Here is a 20,457-nt window from a genome sequence, read left to right as displayed (position 1 = left end):
GGGGATCTCAGCCGTCGCTGGACGGCAGGGAGCGGTAGGACAGGATTTCGATGACATTCCCGAAGCCGTCCTCGACGAATGCCCAGTCCATGTCGTGTCGATCGAAGTGCGAGGTGGAGAACAAGACCTCGACCCCGGAGGCCTGCAGCCTCTCCACGGTGGCGGCGCAGTCCTCCACGCACAGGGCCAGGTGGTGGTATCCGGCGGCGGGGACGTCGCTTGGCGGCGTCAGGCCAGGGCGCTTCACAAGCTCGACGGTCAGCGCGCCGAGGCTCAGGTGGGCCCATTCCATGCCGACGTTCTCGTTCGCCCACCGGTCACGAAGGTGCATACCGAGGACTGTCTCGTACCACCGGATTCCGGCGTCGAGGTCGGGGACCATGACGCCTACATGGTCAAGACCGAGCACCTGAGCGGGCGCTTCACCCGGCTCGTGCTGCTTCTCTTCGTTGAGCATGCGGCGAACCTATGGGCCGCGGATACTTCTGTCAAGTGACATGCATAAGTTGTTGTGGGATCAAAAAACCTGACTGCTCCTTGTGCAAAAGCTGTCGCGAATGAGTATGTTGTCGCCATGGTCACTGACGCCCCGGCTCTGCGCCCCGCACTGGGCAGCGGAGAGCTCTTCCAACACCTTCGCGACGGTGCGCCGAGGACGCGAGCGGAACTCGCGGCTGTGACCGGGCTGGCTCGGGCCACGGTCGCCAGCAGGATCGACTCTCTGATGTCGGCGGGGCTAGTGGCTCCCTTTGGCGATGCAGCCTCTACCGGAGGACGGCCGCCCTCGCAGTTCGCTCTCAATCGCGCCGGCCGGATCATCGTCGCGGCCGACCTGGGCGCCTCGCACTCGTCCATCGCGCTCTGCGATCTGCTTGGACGACCTCTCGAGGAGGAGTTGGCGGAGATCCGCATCGCGGACGGGCCGGAATCTATCCTCGGCCATCTCGCGGAGGTGGTCATGCGACTTCTCGCTAAGGCCAACCGGTCCACGGATGACGTCCTCGCACTGGGCATGGGACTCCCCGGCCCAGTCGAGTTCGCCACCGGCCGCCCCAACAACCCGCCGATCATGCCCGGGTGGGACGGCTTCGACGTCCCCCACTTCCTGCGCGAGCGCATCCCTGTTCCCATCCTGGTGGACAACGATGTGAACCTGATGGCGGTCGGGGAACGCGCCCTCCACTACCCCGGCGTCGACGACCTCATCTTCGTCAAGGTGGCCACCGGCCTGGGGGCGGGCGTCATCTCCAGCGGCACTCTGCAGCGCGGATCGCGCGGCATCGCCGGCGAGATCGGCCACATTCGGCTTGCGCGCGACGGGGCATCGCTCGGCGCGCACGCCGCCGGCTCCTTTCTCGCGGCGTCGCTCCGCGAGCAGGGGCTCGACACCCACTCGATCCCCGACGTCCTTCACGCTGTGCGCGAGAGCAACCCCATCGCACTTCGCACCCTCCGGCAGGCGGGCCGCGACATCGGCGAAGTCCTCACGGCCTGCATCAGCTTCATCAATCCCGAGGTCATCGTGATCGGCGGATCGATGGCCGAGGCCGGCGACCACCTGCTGGCGGGCGTTAGGGAAGTCGTCTACGCGCGGTCGGAACCGCTGGCTACGCAGAACCTCGTGATCGCGCAGTCGCGAGCTGGGAGCGCTGCCGGCGTGGCCGGCGCCGCACAGCTCGCGATCCAGCACGCTCTGTCTCCTGAAGGTCTCGAGCGGATCATCCGCTGACCTGCGCCTGTCACAGTGAAGTGAGTTATATGAACGACAGTGTCGTGCGCGTCGGCGTGGTGGGCACCACGTGGTATGCGGAGACCCATCTCCGCGCGCTGCAGAGCCACCCCTCCGCGCGCCTGGTGGCCCTGGCGGGGCGCGACCAGGAGAAGGCCCGCGAGGTCGCCGACCGATACGGCATTCCTCAGGTGTTCGCCGACTACCGGGCCATGATTCAGTCCGGAGAGCTGGACGCCATAGCCATCATTGCGCCCGACGACCTGCACCTGCCTATCACGATCGAGGCACTCGAGGCCGGCGTCCACGTCCTCTGTGAGAAGCCGCTGGCCTCCACGGCCGCCGACGCGGAGCGCATGTACCGGGCGGCTGCGGCCAGCGGTCTCAAGCACATGAGCTTCTTCGCGCTGCGCAACTCGGTCCACCACCGGTACCTGAAGGCGCTGCTCGACGAGGGGTATGTCGGACGGGTCTACGCAGCCCACTTCGAGCTGACGCACGGCTTCTTCCGGCAACCGGGCTACCAATGGCGATTCGATGCCGGACGCGGAACCGGCGCACTGGGCGACCTCGGGTGCTACCTCGTCGATCAGGCCAGGTGGTACGTCGGCGACATCAGCGCCGTAGCGGCGGACCTCGCTCACTTCGTGAACCGACCCTCCTCCGACGGTGGGGACTATCTCCCGGCGAACGACTCCGCGGTGCTGGCCATCCGATTCGGGAATGGGGCGCACGGCACGATGTCCACCCGGGTCGTCGCTCATGAAGCGGACCGGATGCAGCAGAACACGGTCATCCTGCAAGGCGAGGCGGGGACCCTGGAGCTGCAGCACACCTTCGCCGGAGCGACCCTACGCGGCGCTCGTGCGATCGACAGCGAGTTCCGCGAGCTGGAGATCCCGAGCAGCTTCTGGGCAGGCGTCGACCCGGCGCAACCCCAGCTTGCCAACACGGTCCACTCGGTCGGCGACCGCGCTTTCATCGACGCCATAATCCAGGACGGCACCGCCGTGCCGAGCTTCTTCGACGGTTGGCAGGTCCAGCGCGTCCTGGAGACTGCATTCGCCTCCGCCGAGGCTCAAGCCTGGCGATCCCTCGACCAGGAGGTCTCCCCATGATCCGCCTCGGAATCCTCAGCTTCTGGCATCTGCACGGGAAGGACTACGCCGCCGCCGCCGAGGCGAACCCGAACACCGAGATCGTGGCCGTGTGGGACGACGACGAGGGTCGCGGCAGACCCCACGCGGAGCGGCTGGGCGCCGACTACCACTCGCGACTCGGCGATCTCCTCGCACGTGACGACATCGACGCGGTCGTCGTGACCTCCGAGACGAGCCGCCATCGCGAGGTCATCACCGCGGCGGCGCGAGCGGGGAAGCACGTCTTCACGGAGAAGGTGGTGGCCGCCACACTCCTCGAGGCCGAGGAGATCATCGCCGAAGTCAAGGAGGCCAACGTCTCCCTCATGGTGTCGATGTGGCGGTCGGACGACGCCTACACGGCGGCAGTCAAGCAGCTGATCGACAACGGCGCACTCGGCCGAGTGACCCTGATCCGGATCCGGGACGGCCATCCGTTCGCGCTCCCCTTCAATGGGACCCCGGGCGGCATCCTCCCCGACCATTTCTACGACCCGGCGACCGCCCAGGGCGGTGTGCTCATCGACCTCTGTCACCCGGTCTACCTCGTGTGCGCCCTTCTGGGCCTCCCCGCCGCTGTCCACGCCACCCTCGGCCACGCGACCGGCCGGCCCGTCGAAGACAACGCCGTGGTCACGTTCAGCTACCCGGACGGAGCGATCGGCATTGCGGAGACCACCTCCGTGTCGGCATATACGCCATTCACCATCGAGGTGCACGGGACCGAAGGGAGTCTCGTGTTCAGTGACGACGGCATCGGCGAGATGGCCGCGAGATGGCGCCGAGCGGACGTGAGTCCCGCCCTGTCGGGACTGGGCCCGGATGGAGTGCTCCATCTGCGCAGCAATCTCCTCGAGCCCCCTCGAACACCTGGGAGGCCGTGCCGCTGCCCCCAGGGCCGTTCCCCAAGGCGTTCGACAAGTGGGTCTCCAACATCGAGAGTGGCGACTTCGCTCCCGAGAACACGGAACTGGCGCGCCAGCTCTCGGCGGTCATCGAGGCGGCGTATCTGTCGGCGACGACGGGGACCACCTCCTTCATTGCCTCACTGGCCACAGCGACGTCCTCAGCGGTGGGCGCGAACCTCCGCTGACGACAACGGCGCACAGGGGTCAGCTGTTGTACACGGTCTGGGCACCGCGGCCTGGACCTGTCGCCTCATCGGTGCCCGACGTGCCGCCATCGCGGAGGAATCCGAGGTGCACCTCCGTCTGGCTGAGGGCCGAGAAGAGGAAGAAGCCGCGCAGGTTCTCCCAGCCGGCGGTCCACGGCAGCTGCGCAGCCACCTCGAAGATGGTCGCGTCCGGCTGACGCTCGATCACGCGCGCGGCCTCGCCCGACCGGCGCACGTGGTGCTCGCGGATCGCGGCGCACCGCTCCGCCAGCCCCCGGAATCGGTACTCGTGGCCGGGCGCCACCTCGAGGGCATCGAACTCCTCCACCCGCGCGAGGGAGCGGAGGTAGTCGGCGATGGGGTTGGTCTCGGTCGGCCCGCCGAGGCCCAAGCCCGGATAGATCTTCGGCAGGACGTGGTCGCCGGAGAAGAGGACTCCGGCGTCCCGGTCGACGACACAGGCGTGGCCGGGGGTGTGTCCCGGAGTGGAGACGAGCTCGAGCGCGCGTCCCTGAACCGGCAGCGTGTCGCCGTCCTCGAGCAGGACATCCGCAACCAGTGACGCAGTGCGCCCGCTGGCGCCGAGCATCGCCCGCAGCTCCTCCCGCTGCCCGGCGGGGACACCCCAGGCGACAAGCCGCGCCTCGACATCGCCGGGCCCCGCGCCGCGCCGGATCGCCTCCTGCTCGCGCCGGAGCATCCCGACACGGGCTCCGGTCGCCGTGCGGACGCGATCCGCCAAGCCGAGGTGATCGGGGTGCAGGTGGGTGATGAACACGCTCTCGACCCGGTCGAGGCCGAGCCCGAGCCCGCGCAGCCCGTCCTGGAGCAGCAGCCAGTTCTCGTCGGAATCGAAGCCGGGATCCAGCAGGTGGATCGATCCGTTGTCCGCCGCGATCGCGTAGCAGAACGTGTACGGATTCCGGGGTTCGGCATCGCAGTCGGGATCGACCAGATGCCCTCCGCCACCTGGTCCGGAGCGGTCATCCGGTCGGACTGGGAGTCCCGGAACTGCGATGGGACGGTGGGGTGCACAGGTCCATCCTCGCCGATGGAGGCAGGGCCGGTTCTCCCACCCGCCCGGCTTCAGCGACCCGGGCTCGCCCGCGACGCGCTCGTCTAGCCGGCGGCCTGGCTCTCCAGGGGTTCGGGCCGGACCACGAGGCCCGCCGACGAGTTGGACGCCGCGATGAGGACCTCGAGCCACTCCCGGCTGACCGGCGGCTGGTTCTCCCCTCGTAGGAGAACCGGATGGGCAGGCCCGTGTCGATCCAGATCGAATGCCGTTCCGTCACCGACCCCGCCGAGTCGCTCCAGGAGAGGAAGAAGCGCTCGCCCCGGCGCAGCTTCGCCGAGATGACCATCTGCAGATGAGTCAGCGTCCGGTCCTCGAAGTCGAACACGTCAGCGCCGTAGACAAGCTTTCCCATACCGGCATCCTGCCTCAAAGGAACAGCTGCGGCGGTCACCGCCGGGTCGGGACCGCTCGATAGCCGTCGCGCAGCAGCTGAGCCGCCGTCCCGGCGACTGCTGTCAGGGCAAGCAGTCCCAGCGTGATCAAGCCGAGTGCCATGTCGGATCCTCCCTCCGCGACTCAGCGGTCGGCACGGGCGAGACGACCGCCACCGGCAGGGCGAAGAACGGGATCGTGAACTGGCACAGCGGACCGATCAGTAGGGCGAAGGCGAGCGTGCCGATCGACGCGTTGCCCCCCAGCAGCCAGCCCACGGCCACGACGGTGCCCTCGATCGTCGTCCGCGCCACCCAGATGGGCCAGCGGAAGCGCCGCGAGATTCCCATCATCAGACCGTCGCGCGGACCGGCTCCGAAGTGGGCGCCGACGTAGAGCCCGGTGGCGACGGCGAGGAGCAGGAGCCCGAGCACGAACAGCCCGATGCGGGCGAGCAGGGGCTCCGGTGTCGGCAGGATCCACAACACCACCTGGGCCGCAGCCCCGACGATCAGCACGTTGAGCAGAGTGCCGACTCCGGGTCGCTGGCGCAGGGGGATCCAGAGCAGCAGCAGGAGCGCCCCGATGGCGATGGTGACGACGCCGAACAGCATCCCCGTCCGCAGCGAGAGACCCTGAGCCAGCACATCCCACGGCGTGACGCCGACTCCGGCCTGCACGATCAGGCCGTCGGCGAGGCCGTACAGCACCAGCCCGGCGAGCAGACGGGACCAGCGGGCGAGGAGCAGTCGGTCGGTCACGTGTCGATCCAATCGCAGAACTGGACCCATAGAACAGTGCCACTTCGGATACAGTGGCGCCATGGCGCGGTCGATCGGAGCAGCACAGCTGGCGGAGCTGCTGAGCGACTGGCGCTCCGCTCCCGGCGCGGGCTACCGCACCCTCGCCGACCGGCTGCGGCTGCTCGCCATCGACGGCCGGCTGCCCGCGGGGAGCCGGCTGCCGGGCGAGCGGGAGCTGGCCGAGCGGCTCGGCGCCAGCCGGAACACCATCGCGGCGGCGCTCGACGAGCTGCGCGCGGCCGGCTACGTCGAGACGCTGCGCGGCTCGGGCAGCGTGATCCGCATCCCGGGCGGCGCGATCGACTCCCCGGCTCCATCGACGGCATGCTCGACTTCGCGACCGCCTCCTCCGCCGCCGTGCCGGGCTTCCAGGCGGCGGCCGAGCGCGCACTCCCCGCCTCCCTGCCGCCCTCGGCGGCCCCGGGTACGAGTTCCTCGGCATCCCGGCGCTGCGCGAGGCGCTGGCCGCCCGCTACACCGCGCGGGGCGTACCGACCTCTCCGTCACAGCTGCTCATCACGTCCGGCGCCCAGCCCGCCATCGCGCTCGTGGCACGCACACTGCTGAGCCGCGGGGACCGGGCTGTCGTGGAGACCCCGGGCTATCCGCACGCCTACGAGGCGCTCCGCGCGGCGGGAGCCAGGCTTCTGCCGCTCGCCGTCGACTCCGACACGGGATGGAACCTCGACGAGGCAGAGCAGCTGCTCCGGCGGGCGGCGCCCGTGCTCGCCTACGTCATGCCCGACTTCCACAACCCCACCAGCCGCTCGATGTCCGAGGACGAGCGGCGGCGCCTTGTGCGGATGGCCGAGGACACCGGCACGCTCCTGCTCGTCGACGAGACGACCGGCGAGCTCGACATCGACCGCGGCGCCCGTCTGCCGCCGGCAGCGTTCGCCTCTCGCCGCTCGAGCGTGGTGACCATCGGCTCGGCCAGCAAGACCATGTGGGGCGGCCTCCGGGTGGGCTGGATCCGGGCGGGTGAGGAGCACATCGCGGCCCTCGCGGCCGCCCGTCCCGCTGCCGACCTCGGCACAGCGGTCTTCGACCAGCTCGTCGTGACGGAGCTCCTCGGCGAGTTCGACGACGTGCTGCAGCACCGGACCCGGGAGCTGGGCACCGCGCGGGACGCCCTCCTGGCCCGGCTCGGCGAGAGACTGCCGGAGTGGCACGTTCCGGAGGTCAGCGGCGGGCTCTTCGCCTGGGTCCGCTTCGACGCACCGGTCAGTTCGCAGCTCGCGCTCGGCGCGAGGTCCCGGGGCTGCGGATCGCCGCCGGACCGTGGTTCGGACTCGACGGGGCATTCGAGCGGTTCCTGCGCATCCCGTTCTCCGCCGGCCCGGAGGCGTGTGTGAGGGCCGTCGACATCCTCGCCGAGGTCTGGTCCGATGTCGCGAGCGCTCCCCGAACCTTGGAGCCTCCTCTCTCGGCCGTCGTCTGACGCTCACGACGAGCGCTCCGAACGCGCCGATGCCCGGCTCGCACGAGGCGAGACCGGGCATCGGGTCGTGGGATACCGGCTACTTCGTGAAGCCGACCTTCGTCCAGTCGGAGGACTGGAACGTGGCCGTGCCGAAGTTGGCCAGGTCGCCGTCCGTCGCGTACTTCTCGACGTAGGGCGCGATCGGCACCATGGGGACGAACCCGGCGATCACGTGGTTGATCTTCTTGGCGATCTCGAGGCGCTTGTCGGGGTCGAGCTCCGAGTTGGCCTTGTCCCACAGGTCGCCGAGCGACTCGTCCGTGGTGAACGAGTAGTTCTGCCCCTCATCCGGCTTCGCGGGGTCGCCCGCCGGGTAGAAGAGCGACTCCGCGGTCGAGATCGGGAAGAGCGTGCCCTGCCAGCCGAACGACACCATCTGGAACTTCCCCGACGAGATGTCGGTGAAGTAGTCGCCCGAGGGGACTGTGTCGATGGTGACCTTAATATCGTTCTTCGCGAGCGACGATTGCACCTGCTCGGCACGCGCCGAGTTCGACGGCGTGCCGTCCGGAACCGTGACCGACAGCGTCAGGTCCTTGCCGTCCTTCGTCCACTTCTTGGCCGACTCGTCGTGCTTCCAGCCCGCCTTCTCGAGCAGTTGCGCGGCGCCCTTCAGGTCGTATGCGAGGTCCTTCCCGACGACGTCCTCATAGCCGGTCTGGCCGGGCATGAAGATGTAGTTCCCGTCGGTGGTCGGCTCCGCGTCCATTCCGGCGTACATGACTGCGGCGATCGCCTCCCGGTCGATCGACTTCGCCACGGCCTTGCGCACGTCGAGGTCGTCGAGCGGCTCAGCGGTGGCGTTGAGGGTGACCTGGGCATAGGTGAGACCGCCCGAGGTCTGGATGGTCGCGCCCTTCTTGGCCGAGGCGATGGACAGCTGGTCCGGCGTCACGATCTCGACGGCGTCGAGGGTGTCGTCGGCGAAGGCGTTGGCCTGCGCGGTCTGGTCCTCGATCACGGTCATCGTGATCTTGTCGAGCTTCGGCTTGGGGCCCCACCAGTCCGGGTTGGGGACGAAGGTGTACACGCCCGCGTCCGCGTCCAGCGTGTCGAACTTGTAGGGGCCGATCGAAGGAACGGGCTTGTCGACGTAGCCGGTGTTAAACACGGTCGGGTCGCTCGCGATCGAGGCCGGGATCGGGTTGGCGAGGAACAGGTTCGGCCAGTCGGCGTACGGGGTGTCGAAGGTGACGTTGAACTCGGTGTCGGAGACGACATCGAACGAGGCGACGTCGTCGTAGCCGGCCGAGGAGGCGATCTCATAGGCCTCGTCCTTGCCGGAGAACGCGGCGAACAGCGCCTGATAGTCCGCCGCCGTGATCGGCTGCCCGCCCTCGAACTTCGCGTCCGGGTTGAGCTTGACGTTGACCACCTGCGGGTCCTCGCTGGTGAGCTCGATCGAGGTGGCAAAGTTCGGGTCAGGCTTCCAGTTGCCCTTCGCGTCGGCGATCGCCGGCGAGCCGAGGGTGGGTGCCAGGAAGTCGAGCACCACGACGTCGGCGGTGTTCGCCTGTGCGGTGTTCCAGTTGCCGACATCGTTCGGGCCATAGGCGGCGGCGATGTTCAGCGTGCCGCCCTGCGTCACGTCGTCGTAGGCCACGTCCTTGTAGCCGACGAGCGGCAGCTCGGCGGCAGGGGCGCTCGACTTGCTCGGCGTCGGTGTCGAGCACCCGGCGAGGAGCGCCACGCCCACGCCGAACACCGCGATACCGGCAAGCGCTGTGCTCTTGCGGATCATGTGATCTTCTTTCTCTCGGTTCCCCGCCCTGCTGGACGGAAATCAGGCGACGACGAGCGGGTTCCGCTCGACGTGATGGCAGGCCACGCGCGCGTCGCCGTGGGGCTCGAGCTCGGGGTCGACAGAGTCGCAGAGCGAGCGAGCATCCGCGTCGAGCATCCGGTACAGCGGGCACCGGGTGCGGAAGCGACACCCGTCGATCCGCTGCGCCGGGCTCGGCAGGTCACCATCCAGGACGATCCGCTCGCGGCTGCGCTCGATCGCCGGGTCCGGGATGGGCGCCGCCGACATCAGGGCCTGCGTGTACGGGTGCCGCGGCGTGCCGAACACCTCGGCGATCGGCCCCTGCTCGATGATCCGGCCGAGGTACATCACGCCCACCTCGTCGGCGATCTGGCGGACGATCGCCAGGTCGTGCGCCACGAACACCATCGCGAGGCCGAGCTCCACCTTGAGGTCCTCGAGCAGGTTGATGATGCCGGCCTGCACCGAGACGTCGAGGGCCGACACCGGCTCGTCCAGGATGAGGATCTTCGGCCGGGTCGCGAGCCCGCGGGCGATGCCGATGCGCTGGCGCTGGCCTCCCGAGAACTCGTGCGGGTAGCGCTCCGACATCGAGCGGTCGAGGCCGACGAGCTCGAGGAGCTCGGCGACGCGCGCGTCCCGCTCGGCCCGCGGCGCCCCCTGGGCCAGAAGCGGCTCGGCGATGACGTCGCCGACCGGGAGGCGCGGATCCACGGCTGCCGCGGCATCCTGGAAGACCATCTGGATGTCGGACCGCAGCGCGCGTCGCTCCGAGCGGCCGACCGTTCCCACGTCCGTTCCGTCGAGGAGGATCTCACCCTCCTGGGGCTTCGCGAGCTCCATGACCTCGAGGACCGTCGTCGTCTTGCCGCAGCCCGACTCCCCCACGAGCGCGAAGGTGCGCCCGGGCGCCACCTCGAAGGAGACGCCGTCGACGGCGCGGACCGTGCCGACCGGGCGGCGCAGGAAGCCGCCGCCGAGCAGGGGGAAGTGCCGCTTGAGTCCGCGGACGGTGAGCACGTCGTCGGTGCCGCGGGCCGCCCGCACCGCGTCAGGCAGTGCGTCGGCGACCGGGAACACCGCCGGGCGCGGGATCGCGCCGGACGCGATCTCGTCCGCGCGGTGGCACGCGGCCGGGTGCGCCGATGGTCCTGCCGCGACCGGCGGAACGAGGGCGGGCTCGACCTCCCGGCACACCGCGATGGCGAGCGGGCAGCGATCGGCGAAGGGGCAGCCGCGGGGAAGCGCGCTGAGCGAGGGCGGACGCCCCGCGAGGGTCACCAGACGCTGGGTTCCCGCGGTTCGGATGTTCGGCACCGAGCGCAGAAGCCCGATCGTGTACGGCATCGTCGGCGCGTGGAAGACCTCGTTCGCGGTGCCGACCTCGACGAGCTTGCCGGCGTACATCACCCCGACGCGGTCGGCGTGGCCGGCGATGACCCCCAGGTCGTGCGTGATGAGGAGACCGCGGCGCCGGTGATCTCGCGCGCCTTCTCGAGCACCTCGAGGATCTGGGCCTGGATCGTCACGTCCAGCGCCGTCGTCGGCTCGTCCGCGATGATGAGGCGCGGGTTGTTCGCGATCGCCATGGCGATCATCACCCGCTGGCGCATGCCGCCGGAGAACTCGTGCGCGAAGGACGACGCGCGCCGCACCGGATCCGGGATCCCGACGACCCGGAGCAGTTCCACCGCGCGGGCGCTCGCGGCCTGGCGGGTCACCGCACGGTCGTGGATCCGCACCGCCTCGGCGATCTGATCGCCCACCGTGTAGACCGGCGTGAGCGCGGACAGCGGGTCCTGGAAGACGATCGCGATGTCCCGACCGCGGATCCGGGAGAGCGCGCGGTCATCGAGATCGAGGAGGTTGCGCCCGCCGAACCGGATCTCGCCGGTGACCTGGGCGTTGTCCGGGAGCAGCCCCATGACCGCGAGTGAGGACACCGACTTGCCGGAGCCCGATTCGCCGACGATGCCGAAGAACTCGCCCTCGTCGATGTCGTAGTCCACGCCGCGGACCGCGTGGACGTCGCCCGAACGGTTGGGGAACGTGACGCTCAGGTTCCGGACCGACAGCAGCGGCTCAGCCACGGTTGGCCCCTGACGTCGGGTCGATCGCGTCGCGCAGGGCATCGCCGAGCAGGTTGAGGGAGAACAGGATCGCGACGAGCGTGAAGCCCGGGAACATGAACAGCCACGGCCGCGTCGTCGCCGACGAGCTGCCGTCGAAGATCAGCCCGCCCAGCGAGACGGCCGGCGGCTGGATGCCGAAGCCGAAGATGGACAGGGTCGTCTCGGCCAGGATCACTCCGCCGATGCCGAGGGCCGCATCGACGATGAGCAACGACGCCACGTTGGGGATGATGTGGCGGCGCACGACGCTGAAGGGCGGGAAGCCCATGAAGCGCGCGGCCCGCACATAGTCGCGGTCGCGGAGCGCCCGGGTCTGGGCCCGGATGACCTGCGAGGTGATCATCCACCCGGTCAGGCCGAAGAACAGCGCGATGATCCAGTACGACTCGCCCCGGAAGAAGGGGTAGCAGATGATGAGGATGAAGAACGTCGGGATGACGAGCAGCAGGTTCACGAACCAGGTGATGATCGCGTCGCCGATGCCGCCGATGTAGCCGGCGAACGCCCCGATGATCGCTGCGAGGGCCGTGGCGAGCAGGCCGCCGATGAAGCCGACGGTGAGCGAGACGCCGAGTCCGCTCATGACCTGGGCGTACACGTCGTGTCCCAGCTCGTCCGTGCCGAACCAGTGACCGGCCATCGGCGGCGCCAGCAGCCAGGAGGTGTCCTGGTCCGACGCCCGCCACTGCCAGAGGTAGGGACCGGCGACGGCCCAGAGGAGAAGGAGCACGAGGAGCGAGGCCCCGACCCAGAAGCGGGCATTCCTGCGGAGCGTGCGCCACACAATGGCAGCGCGCGATCCGCGGCGGCCCGGCGGGGTCTCGGGCGTCGGCCCCTCGACCGGCTCGCCCTGGGCGAGCACCAGCTCCGGCATCATCGGCGGACCCGGGGATCGAGCGCGGCGTTGAGGACCTCGGAGAGGGTCGACGAGCAGAGGATGAGCACGGCGACGAAGAAGGTGGATCCGGCGATCGAGTTCACGTCTTCCTTCTGGATCGAGATCACCGAGAGCTCGCCCATCCCGTGCCAGCTGAAGACGATCTCGAGGATCGTCGCGCCGGTGACGAGCAGGCCGAAGCTGTAGGCGAAGTAGGTCGACATGGGGATCAGCGCCACCCGGACACCGTGGCGGACCAGGGCGCGGCCGCGCAGCAGCCCCTTCGCCCGGGCGGTGCGGATGTAGTCGGAGCCGAGGACGTCGAGCATCGCGCTGCGCTGGTACCGGCTGTAGCTCGCCGCCGCCCCGAGCACGAGGACCAGCGTCGGCAGGAAGAGGTGCGTCGCCCGATCCCACAGCTGCGGAAAGAAGCCCGCCGGCTGGTCCGCGCTGTACTGCCCGACGAAGGCGAGCAGGTGGAAGCCCAGCACGCTGTTGACGAAGATCGCGATGAGCATGAGGACGTAGGCGAGCACGTAGGTCGGCATCGCGATGATGAAGTAGGAGCCGTAGGTGACGACCTGGTCACTCGCCCGGTACTGCCGCACGGCGCCCCAGACGCCGAGGACGACTCCCAGGACGGCGCCGAGGATCGAGCCGATGAGCAGCAGCTGGAGGCTGACCCCCGCCCGCGAGAACAGCGCGTCCGCGACCGGATGGTTGTTGACGCCGAGGCCGAAGTCGCCGTGCAGGACGCCCGTGAACCAGGTCCAGGTGCGCTCGATCAGGGGCACGTCCGGATTGACGCCCCACGCGTCCCGCAGCGAGTCGATGGTCGACTGCGGAGGGCGCGGGTGGCGCTGCTCCAGCGGGTAGGTCGGGTTCATGGTCGCACTCGCGAGCATGTACGCACCGCAGGAGGCGATGACGGTCAAGATCACATAGTTGAGAACTCGACGGAGGAGGTAGAGGATCACGGGCCCGATCGGAGGCGACTCTGGTGGTGCGACCCGGCGGGCGCCGGACGACAGAACCTACAATAGGGGCGCGAAACGCACCAATATGGGGGCGCGCCGGATGATTTGATCGGTCAAAGGCCCGAAGCAGTGGCGGAAACGACCGACTCGGCGACCAGGCAGACCGCGGCGACGGCCGGGATCGCCAGGCTCCACCATGCGGCCCGCCGCAGGATCGGAGCCGGTTCGGCCGTCGGAGCCGGCGCGCTCACGAGCGGCTGCAGGTCCACGCCGCTGCCTGGGGCGCCCCTCGACCTGCTGAGGGCGGGACTCCCCCACGCCGTGACGGCGCGACCGTCGTCGAGCACGAACACGTACTGGAGGCGGGACTCGACGGAGCGGACGCGGGACCACGGGATGGTCCAGGTCCGCATCGCGTTCACGACCACGAGCTCGTCGTCGCGCAGCCGGATCGACGGCCGCCACAGCAGGACCCAGAGCACCCAGAGGACGAGCACGGCGATCGCGCCCCACCGCACGCCCGCGGCCGGACCCACGCGGGCCGCATCGAAGACGGCCCACGCCGCTATCGCGACCCCGAGCCAGAACGCGATACCCGCCGACGCGGGCCGCAGGACCCGAGCCCGGCCGGCGCTGCTCGACATCGTGGCCTCCGTGTCGTCCAGCGTGTGCGGTGGGATACCGCGGTCCTGATCGGACACAGGGTCGGGCCGCACGGACTGGGAAAGGCTACGGGACGGATGGCCACGTCTTGTCGATCAGCGCTCCCCGCAACTGGTCCAGCGTCGGGGGATCCGCGCCGCGCCGGGTCACGGTCAGGGCGGCCGCGGTGGCCGAGAAAGTGCCCAGCCAGGTGAGGTCCGAGGCTGTCAGGTGACTCAATCCGTCCCCCGCTCGGAGTTCCCTGAGGAGGAGAAACAGCAGCGCGCCCATGTAACTGTCGCCGGCGCCGATCGTGTCGACCACCTCGACACGGGGCGCCGCAACCTCCACCGACGCCGCCCGGGACAGAAGCACCGACCCTCGCGCCCCTCGCGTGACGACCACCAGGGCCACACCAGCATCGGAGTACCTGCCTGCGACGTCGAGAGGTTCGCGCTCAGGGAAGAGCCAAGCGCTGTCCTCTTCGCTGATCTTGAGCACGTCGATGACCGGGACCAGCTCCTCGAGCCGTCCGCGCGCCTCCTGAGGCGAGGGCATCATCGCTGGACGGATGTTGGGATCCACGGATACGAAACCGCCACCGTCTTGCAAGGCCTGCCCTACTGCTGACGCGCCGGGCTCCAGGAAGAGCGCGATCGAGCCCGCGTGAACGGCGGTCGCGGTCGTCGGCGGCCGCTCCTCCAGCTCCCAGTGGATGTCGAACTCGTACTCGGCGGACCCGTCGGCGGCGATGGTCGCCGTAGCCGTCGAGGTTCGGCCCCGCCGCGGCTCCAGCAATGACACGCGCGAGGCAGCAAGGTGCTCAGCAACCAGGTCGCCGTCGGCGTCCGTGCCCAGCGCCGTGCGCAGCTGGACCTGCGATCCGAGCCGCCCCAGGGCGACAGCGACGTTCATGGGCGAGCCGCCGGGGGACCGCGACTCCGTGCCGTCCGGCTCCCGCACGACGTCGACGAGCGCTTCGCCCAGGACGAGCACCTCCGCAGGAAGCCTCTCGATCGGCGCGCTCATCGTATGAGCGGCCGAACCAGCACGGTGCCGGAGCCGTCGCCTGCGACCGCGTAGTGGTCCGCCGCCGGTTCGAGCGCCAGGCCGAGCACACCTCTCGACGTCGACACCTCCGCGACTTGAGCGTCGAGAAGCACTCGCACTTCGCCGTCGGTATAGGGCACGGACCACCCTCCTGAAGGAGTGCGGGCCTGAAGGCGGTCGTCCTCGGCGGAGAGCACCAGCGCCGACGTGCCGCCTGATGTGATGGTCAGCTCGCTCCCGCGCTCCGGCACCCAGACGATGTCGCCGGCGAGGGCGGGCAGCGCTCCGTCTGCCGTGACCCCGCCTCGGTACTTCTCGAGGTCGGGATGCGGGGTGGCCACGAGCACGTCCCCGTCGAGAGTGAGGACGTGCGGCACGCTGTGGGCGCTCGCCCAGCCCGCCTCGAGGTCGGCGATGCCCCGCATCCAGAAGGTCAGGCAGGGGCGGCCCTCCGCATCCCGGAAGAACGAGGGCGCGTAGTAGCTCGGGCCGAAGGTGAGCTGCCCCCAGGATTCGGCCTCGAAGTGCCCGTCCGCGTACCGCCCGACCGCGTAGCCGGCATAGTGCAGCACGTCGTCGTCCCAGACCGAGGACACCATGACATGGCACCCGTCCACCTCGATGATCTGCGGGCACTCCCAGAGGGCGCCCATCCAGACCGGACTGCGCTCGGTGGTGGACCGTTCCAGGGCGATGCCCTCGTACTGCCACTCGTCGAGGTCCGCCGAGGTGTAGGACAGCGCGGTCGCCGTGCCGTCCGCGAGCCCCCGGCCAGGAACATCCGCCAGCCCTCGGGCTCCTTCCTGAGGAAGGGGTCCCGGTAGGCGATGACGTCGAGGCCCGCGGGCGCGTCCGCGACGAAGTCCCCTTTGCGCCACCGGATCCAGCCCGGGTCGAGCGGCGTGGCGACGCGGACTCGTCCGATGCCGATGTTCGGCTGCGCGGTCGAGGTGTAGAAGATGCGCACACCGCCGTCGTCCCCGGTGACGAGGGATCCCGTCCAGATGCCGTCGTCGCCCTCGCCGGGAGCGATCGCGATGGGCAGCTCGGTGAGCGTGAACAGGTCAGCGCCCTTCGCGTGGCCCCAATGGCAGTTGGGAGCCCAGACCGTGCTGCCCGGGACGTACTGGTAGAAGGCGTGATACTCACCGTCCTTGACCGTGATCCCATGGGGGTCGTTGATCCAGCCGCTCTCCGCGGTGAAGTGGAACTGCGGCCGCATGCGTCAGCCCTCCTCGGCGTCGAATCGGGCACGGACGTCCCGGGCGATCGCCGCGTTGCCCGTCTCCCAGTCGTCGATCTGCTTCTGCCGCTCGGCCCGCAGCGCGTCCCGCTTGGCGACGAACTCCTCCATGCGCTTCGCCGCCGCCGCCCGGGCGACCTTCTGCTCGTCGTTCAGCTCCGGGAGGGGCGTCTCGAGAACCCGATCGACGGGTCGCAGCGGCAGGCGCTGCTCCACCTCGGGGATGGTCAGGACCGGGGACGGCAGGTTCTGGTACCAGTACACGGTCGACGACCAGTCATCGGAGAGGTGGTTGCCGTGGCCGTGCTCGAAGGTCACCTTGATCCGCTTCTCGAACCGGATCGGGTCGACCATGTGGAAGCGGTAGCTGTGATGGAAGCCGGGCACGTCCTCCTCGTGCACAATGGTGCCGTTGAAGAGGTAGGCGTTGTGCTGCATGCCCCACGCGTGGCCGAAGTAGTCCTCCATGCCGGTGCCGTGCAGGCTGGGCGGCCAGGTGTCGTCGTCGATGAAGATCATGTCGTCGCCCTCCCCCACCAGGAGCCCTGGAAGTGACGGACCGCCAGGTTGCAGCCGACGTAGTGGCCACGGCCCTCCGTCTCGAGCGCGACGTAGTTGTCCTTGCCGTCGAGGTTCGCCACGGTCGTCTCGATGCTGTTGGCCTGCAGGTCGGGCCCCCAGCCCTGGTTGGGCAGGGCGCGGCGCCAGTGCGCGTGGAAGTAGAGCGTGTCCTCGGGCAGGGGGTCGCGAACGAGCTCGTAGTCGATGTAGAAGTACTGCAGGTAGGGGATGTCGTTCTGGTTCTCGACCACGATGCGGGCGCGCGTGCCGAAGGGCATCCGGAAGTAGCTGTTGAAGGCGGCGCTTCCCCCGAAGGTGTGCAGCTCGGGCTCCTTGGCCGAGACGGAGAGAGGCAGCGATTCGTAGGAGCCGGAGAGCGAGTTCATCAGGCCGAAGAAGTCGCCGAGCGGCGCGACCACGCTCGGGGTCTCCTGGTCGTCCCAGTACATCTTGAGCACGATCTTCCGGTAGTAGTCCGGGTCGACCGTCTCCCAGCTGACGCCGAGCGCGTTGTGGATCTCGAGCATCGGCACCCCCACCACGTTCGGGTCGATCTGACCGGGGCCGGGCTGGATGCGGCACGACTGCGTCATCCAGATGTGCGTGATGAAGCCGGGGCCCTCGATGTCGGCGAGCGTGCGCTCCTCCCCCGGCATGACGATCCAGTTGTCTCGGTTGCGCCCGGTCTGGTCGAAGCTCGATGCCCGCGCCGTGCGTGCGGGGCGGTGGCGGGTGAGGTCGCCGAGCATGCCGGCGGGTCCTGAGGAGTCGGTCATCGTCGTCCTTCCTTACCCGGCCCGTAGGAGCGGCGCGGGTGCCTTGCTGCGTCGAAACGTTTGTCTAGCGTCAGGCGATGCTAGGGCGAGCGATCCACCGGCTGCAAGTGCGCCGCGCCGCTCCCCGCCCTGGATTGACGCCCGTCGCCCGTGATGCGCTAACTTTGCGCAAACGAATGGCGCGAAGGAGCCCTGATGGCGACAATGGTCCAGGTGGCCGAGATGGCAGGAGTGTCGATCTCCACCGTCTCGCACGTGCTCAACGGGACCCGGCACGTCGAGCCCGAGACGAAGCAGCGCGTGCTCGACGCCATCTCGCGAACGGGCTACCGGCAGGACGCCCTCGCCCGGGCCCTGCGCCGATCCCGAACCGACAGCATCGGCCTCGTGGTGCCCGACGCCGGCGAGCCGGCATTCGCGGAGATGGTGCACGGGGTCGAGCACGCGGCCGCCAACCTGGGACTCACGCTCATCCTCGCGAACTCGGCGGAGAACCCGGAGCGCGAGGAGCGCGCCACCCACGCACTCCTCGACCGCCGCGTCGACGGGCTCATCCTCGGCCGCGCCGCCGTGTCCACGCCCGGCCTGCTGCAGCTCCTCGAGGAGGAGAAGACGCCCATCGTCCTGCTCGACCGAGTGTTCCCCGACCTTCCGTTCGACCAGGTCGGCGCGGACAACCGGGAGCCCATGGAGCGCCTGGTGGCCCACCTGATTGCCGCAGGCCACCGCCGATTCGCCCTGATGGCGGGCGATATCCGGGTGCCGACCTTGCGCGAGCGCGGCGAGGGGTTCGGGAACGCCATCCGCGCCGCGGGGCTCGATCCCGCCGACCAGATCGTGCTCAGCGGGACGGACGACGACGAGCTGAAGGACCGCCTGCTCGACGCTTTCCGGGCGCCGGCGCGGCCGACGGCGGTCATCGCGGGCAGCACCCCGCTCGCGGTCTCGGCTCTCCGGACCGCACGTACCGCTGGCCTCACCATCCCGGGCGAGGTCGCCTTCGCAGCCTTCGACGGCTTCAACCACTCGGACCTCTTCGAGCCGCAGATCACGACCGTCCGCCAGCCGGCCTTCGACGTGGGTGTGGCCGCCGTCCGGTTGCTCGCGGACCGGCTGCACGACGGCGACGCCCGACCGAGAACGGTTCGGCTCCAGCAGTCCATCGAGTTCCGAGCCTCCACCGAGGACTTCCCCGGCGTCGATGCCGACCGCGTCGCGGACGCGGTCGCCGAGCCTGCTTGACACACTCGGCACCCACCCCTACTCTCAGGAAAACGTTTGGCGCAAACGTTTCGATCACATTCGCAGATAGCCTCCCCGGAGACCCTCGCGGCGGAGGAGAAGGACCAGCGACAGCTGCGTCCCTCATCAAAGGAGATGACATGTCATTGCCACAGACCCGCGGCCGCTCGGTCCGCAGGATCGCCCTCGCCGCCCTGACGGTCGGCGCGACGCTGCTCAGCGTCGCCGGCTGCGCGAGCGCCGGCGGATCGGGCTCGACCTCCTCCGGAGGCAAGACCGAGATCTCCCTCTCCCTGCAGAACCCGGACGTGAAGACGGCCGATCCCGCCACCTGGGCGATCGTGCAGGCCTTCGAGAAGGCCAACCCCGACATCACGGTGAAGGTGAGCGGCGAGGCCGTCGCGGAGCACCTCCAGAAGCTGTCCATCGCGGCGCAGAGCGACACGCTCCCCGACATCTTCTGGGTCTACAAGTCCACCGCCGAGCAGATGCAGCAGGCGGGCAAGCTCCTCGACCTGGCCCCCGTCCTCGACGACCTCGAGCTGACCGAGCACTTCCCGAAGAGCACCATCTCGGGGTTCAGCAGCGGGAAGGTGATCTACGGGGTCCCGTACCAGGGCCTGCTCACCGGCCTCTGGTACAACAAAAAGATCCTCGCCGACAACGGCCTCGAGGTCCCCGTCACGTTCGACGACCTCCTCAACGTCGCGAAGACGCTGAGCGCGAAGGGCATCCCGACGATCTCGAACGGCGCCAACCAGTCCTCGTTCAGCGTCTGGAGCTTCCTGGTCGACCTCGACCGGTTCGGCTACCAGGACAAGGTGAAGGGGCTGCTGGACGGCTCGGAGAAGTACAGCAACCCGGACTTCCTCCGGCTCTACCAGCACATCGCCGAGCTCCGCGAGGCGGGCGCGTTCCCCACCAACGTCTCCACGCAGACCTACCAGCAGGCCGTCGACCAGTTCACCAGCGGCAAGGCTGCGATGCTCGATGCAGGCGTGTGGGCCTCGAGCGCCATCCAGGAGTCCCAGGTGGGACCGGACGCGGGCTTCTGGATCGGCCCGCAGTTCGATGACGGCGTCGGCGAGCAGAACATCGTGATGAACGTCGCCTCCGCCCCGTTCGCCGTCAGCCACAAGGTTGGCGACGACAAGACCAAGCTCGCGGCGGTCAAGAAGTTCCTGGCCTTCTACTACGGCGACGAGGCGCAGCAGCTGCTGGTCGACAACGGGCAGCCCCCGGTGACCGACTACGAGCCGCAGCTCGACGCCGAGAAGCAGAGCGTCCTCAAGGCCGCGCTGGACGCCTCGACCGCGCCCGGTGTGACCAGCCCCGAGTCGCAGCCCGACCTCCTGGTCTCGACCGCGGTGGCGAGCGCGATGTACGACAGCATCTACGGCGTGATCCAGAACCAGCTCTCGCCGCAGCAGGCGGTCGACCTGGTCCAGAAGGCGCTCGACGCCGAGTGAGTGCG

At 69.3% G+C, this 20,457-nt stretch carries 16 protein-coding genes and 5 pseudogenes; 8 read left to right on the top strand and 13 right to left on the bottom strand.

The genetic code is table 11. The annotated features are described in order from the left end of the window. Positions 1-7 precede the first annotated feature (7 nt). A complete protein-coding gene (locus QUE51_RS10070; protein WP_286276265.1) occupies positions 8-457 on the bottom strand; it encodes a VOC family protein in 450 nt (149 codons plus the stop codon). 117 nt (positions 458-574) lie between these two features. Here QUE51_RS10070 and QUE51_RS10065 point away from each other — a divergent pair, with 117 nt between their 5' ends. The 4 genes and pseudogenes from QUE51_RS10065 to QUE51_RS10050 all read left to right on the top strand — a co-directional run bounded on the left by QUE51_RS10065 (position 575) and on the right by QUE51_RS10050 (position 3,961). Then, the gene (locus tag QUE51_RS10065) at positions 575-1,729 is read left to right on the top strand and encodes an ROK family transcriptional regulator (RefSeq protein WP_286279345.1); all 1,155 of its coding nucleotides are present in this window, start codon (positions 575-577) and stop codon (positions 1,727-1,729) included. A gap of 29 nt (positions 1,730-1,758) precedes the next feature. Then, on the top strand, positions 1,759-2,847 hold the full coding sequence (locus tag QUE51_RS10060) for a Gfo/Idh/MocA family protein (protein WP_286276264.1): 1,089 nt from the start codon (positions 1,759-1,761) through the stop codon (positions 2,845-2,847). Beyond that, positions 2,844-3,548: pseudogene (locus QUE51_RS18105) on the top strand (Gfo/Idh/MocA family protein); the annotation flags it as partial. The gene QUE51_RS10060 and the pseudogene QUE51_RS18105, both read left to right, overlap by 4 nt. A gap of 200 nt (positions 3,549-3,748) precedes the next feature. Beyond that, positions 3,749-3,961: a hypothetical protein gene (locus QUE51_RS10050; RefSeq protein WP_286276262.1), complete on the top strand. Its 213-nt coding sequence runs from the start codon at positions 3,749-3,751 to the stop codon at positions 3,959-3,961. Positions 3,962-3,980: 19 nt separating this feature from the next. On the opposite strand, the gene QUE51_RS10045 is transcribed toward QUE51_RS10050, so the two are convergent. The 3 genes from QUE51_RS10045 to yczE form a co-directional block, all read right to left on the bottom strand. Further along, complete coding sequence (locus QUE51_RS10045) at positions 3,981-4,937, bottom strand: MBL fold metallo-hydrolase (protein WP_491562658.1); 957 nt, start codon at positions 4,935-4,937, stop codon at positions 3,981-3,983. 28 nt (positions 4,938-4,965) lie between these two features. Further along, positions 4,966-5,412, bottom strand: a complete 447-nt coding sequence (locus QUE51_RS18520; protein ID WP_491562650.1) for a DUF7882 family protein — start codon at positions 5,410-5,412, stop codon at positions 4,966-4,968. 127 nt (positions 5,413-5,539) lie between these two features. Continuing rightward, a complete protein-coding gene (yczE, locus tag QUE51_RS10035) occupies positions 5,540-6,193 on the bottom strand; it encodes a membrane protein YczE (protein ID WP_286276258.1) in 654 nt (217 codons plus the stop codon). Between the two features lie 61 nt (positions 6,194-6,254). On the opposite strand from yczE, the pseudogene QUE51_RS18100 reads away from it, so the two are divergent. Together QUE51_RS18100 and QUE51_RS10030 are read left to right on the top strand one after the other, a co-directional pair. Continuing rightward, positions 6,255-6,503, top strand: a pseudogene (locus QUE51_RS18100) (GntR family transcriptional regulator); the annotation flags it as partial. 172 nt (positions 6,504-6,675) lie between these two features. After that, positions 6,676-7,590 (top strand): aminotransferase-like domain-containing protein, encoded by a 915-nt coding sequence (locus QUE51_RS10030; RefSeq protein WP_350226774.1) that lies wholly within the window; start codon positions 6,676-6,678, stop codon positions 7,588-7,590. Between the two features lie 165 nt (positions 7,591-7,755). On the opposite strand, the gene QUE51_RS10025 is transcribed toward QUE51_RS10030, so the two are convergent. The 9 genes and pseudogenes from QUE51_RS10025 to QUE51_RS09985 form a co-directional block, all read right to left on the bottom strand. Continuing rightward, the gene (locus QUE51_RS10025) at positions 7,756-9,459 is read right to left on the bottom strand and encodes an ABC transporter family substrate-binding protein (protein ID WP_286276257.1); all 1,704 of its coding nucleotides are present in this window, start codon (positions 9,457-9,459) and stop codon (positions 7,756-7,758) included. A gap of 42 nt (positions 9,460-9,501) precedes the next feature. Continuing rightward, a pseudogene (locus QUE51_RS10020) lies at positions 9,502-11,615 on the bottom strand (dipeptide ABC transporter ATP-binding protein). Beyond that, positions 11,566-12,492 (bottom strand): ABC transporter permease, encoded by a 927-nt coding sequence (locus tag QUE51_RS10015; protein ID WP_286276256.1) that lies wholly within the window; start codon positions 12,490-12,492, stop codon positions 11,566-11,568. Before QUE51_RS10015 ends, QUE51_RS10020 begins: the two are co-directional and overlap by 50 nt. Further along, on the bottom strand, positions 12,489-13,469 hold the full coding sequence (locus QUE51_RS10010; RefSeq protein ID WP_286276254.1) for an ABC transporter permease: 981 nt from the start codon (positions 13,467-13,469) through the stop codon (positions 12,489-12,491). Before QUE51_RS10010 ends, QUE51_RS10015 begins: the two co-directional genes overlap by 4 nt. Positions 13,470-13,582: 113 nt before the next feature. Next, on the bottom strand, positions 13,583-14,113 hold the full coding sequence (locus tag QUE51_RS10005; protein WP_286276252.1) for a hypothetical protein: 531 nt from the start codon (positions 14,111-14,113) through the stop codon (positions 13,583-13,585). Positions 14,114-14,198: 85 nt separating this feature from the next. Next, positions 14,199-15,107 carry a PfkB family carbohydrate kinase gene (locus tag QUE51_RS10000; protein WP_286276251.1) on the bottom strand — a complete coding sequence of 303 codons (909 nt, stop codon included), beginning with the start codon at positions 15,105-15,107 and terminating at the stop codon, positions 14,199-14,201. A 29-nt stretch (positions 15,108-15,136) separates the two neighbouring features. Further along, positions 15,137-16,039, bottom strand: a complete 903-nt coding sequence (locus tag QUE51_RS09995; RefSeq protein WP_286276250.1) for a glycoside hydrolase family 32 protein — start codon at positions 16,037-16,039, stop codon at positions 15,137-15,139. Further along, a pseudogene (locus QUE51_RS18090) lies at positions 15,982-16,383 on the bottom strand (glycoside hydrolase family protein); the annotation flags it as partial. The gene QUE51_RS09995 and the pseudogene QUE51_RS18090, both read right to left, overlap by 58 nt. Positions 16,384-16,386: 3 nt before the next feature. After that, positions 16,387-17,414 (bottom strand): annotated as a pseudogene (locus QUE51_RS09985) (glycoside hydrolase family 172 protein). Positions 17,415-17,936: 522 nt separating this feature from the next. On the opposite strand from QUE51_RS09985, the gene QUE51_RS09980 reads away from it, so the two are divergent. Both QUE51_RS09980 and QUE51_RS09975 read left to right on the top strand, forming a co-directional pair. Next, positions 17,937-18,983, top strand: a complete 1,047-nt coding sequence (locus QUE51_RS09980; protein WP_286276247.1) for a LacI family DNA-binding transcriptional regulator — start codon at positions 17,937-17,939, stop codon at positions 18,981-18,983. A 140-nt stretch (positions 18,984-19,123) separates the two neighbouring features. Continuing rightward, complete coding sequence (locus tag QUE51_RS09975) at positions 19,124-20,452, top strand: ABC transporter substrate-binding protein (protein WP_286276246.1); 1,329 nt, start codon at positions 19,124-19,126, stop codon at positions 20,450-20,452. Positions 20,453-20,457: the final 5 nt, after the last annotated feature.

It is taken from the genome of Naasia aerilata, assembly GCF_030296595.1.
GTDB lineage: Bacteria > Actinomycetota > Actinomycetes > Actinomycetales > Microbacteriaceae > Naasia > Naasia aerilata.
Note: the sequence above shows the minus strand (reverse complement) of the source record. Positions and strands in the feature narration are given on the sequence as shown.

Excerpts from the sequence above, each read along its gene's own strand:
- QUE51_RS10070 (WP_286276265.1), bottom strand. The coding sequence starts at position 457 with ATGCTCAACGAAGAGAAGCAGCACGAGCCGGGTGAAGCGCCCGCTCAG.
- QUE51_RS10065 (WP_286279345.1), top strand. The coding sequence starts at position 575 with ATGGTCACTGACGCCCCGGCTCTGCGCCCCGCACTGGGCAGCGGAGAG.
- QUE51_RS10060 (WP_286276264.1), top strand. The coding sequence starts at position 1,759 with ATGAACGACAGTGTCGTGCGCGTCGGCGTGGTGGGCACCACGTGGTAT.
- QUE51_RS18520 (WP_491562650.1), bottom strand. The coding sequence starts at position 5,412 with ATGGGAAAGCTTGTCTACGGCGCTGACGTGTTCGACTTCGAGGACCGG.
- QUE51_RS10025 (WP_286276257.1), bottom strand. The coding sequence starts at position 9,459 with ATGATCCGCAAGAGCACAGCGCTTGCCGGTATCGCGGTGTTCGGCGTG.
- QUE51_RS10015 (WP_286276256.1), bottom strand. The coding sequence starts at position 12,492 with ATGATGCCGGAGCTGGTGCTCGCCCAGGGCGAGCCGGTCGAGGGGCCG.
- QUE51_RS10005 (WP_286276252.1), bottom strand. The coding sequence starts at position 14,113 with ATGTCGAGCAGCGCCGGCCGGGCTCGGGTCCTGCGGCCCGCGTCGGCG.
- QUE51_RS09980 (WP_286276247.1), top strand. The coding sequence starts at position 17,937 with ATGGCGACAATGGTCCAGGTGGCCGAGATGGCAGGAGTGTCGATCTCC.
- QUE51_RS09975 (WP_286276246.1), top strand. The coding sequence starts at position 19,124 with ATGTCATTGCCACAGACCCGCGGCCGCTCGGTCCGCAGGATCGCCCTC.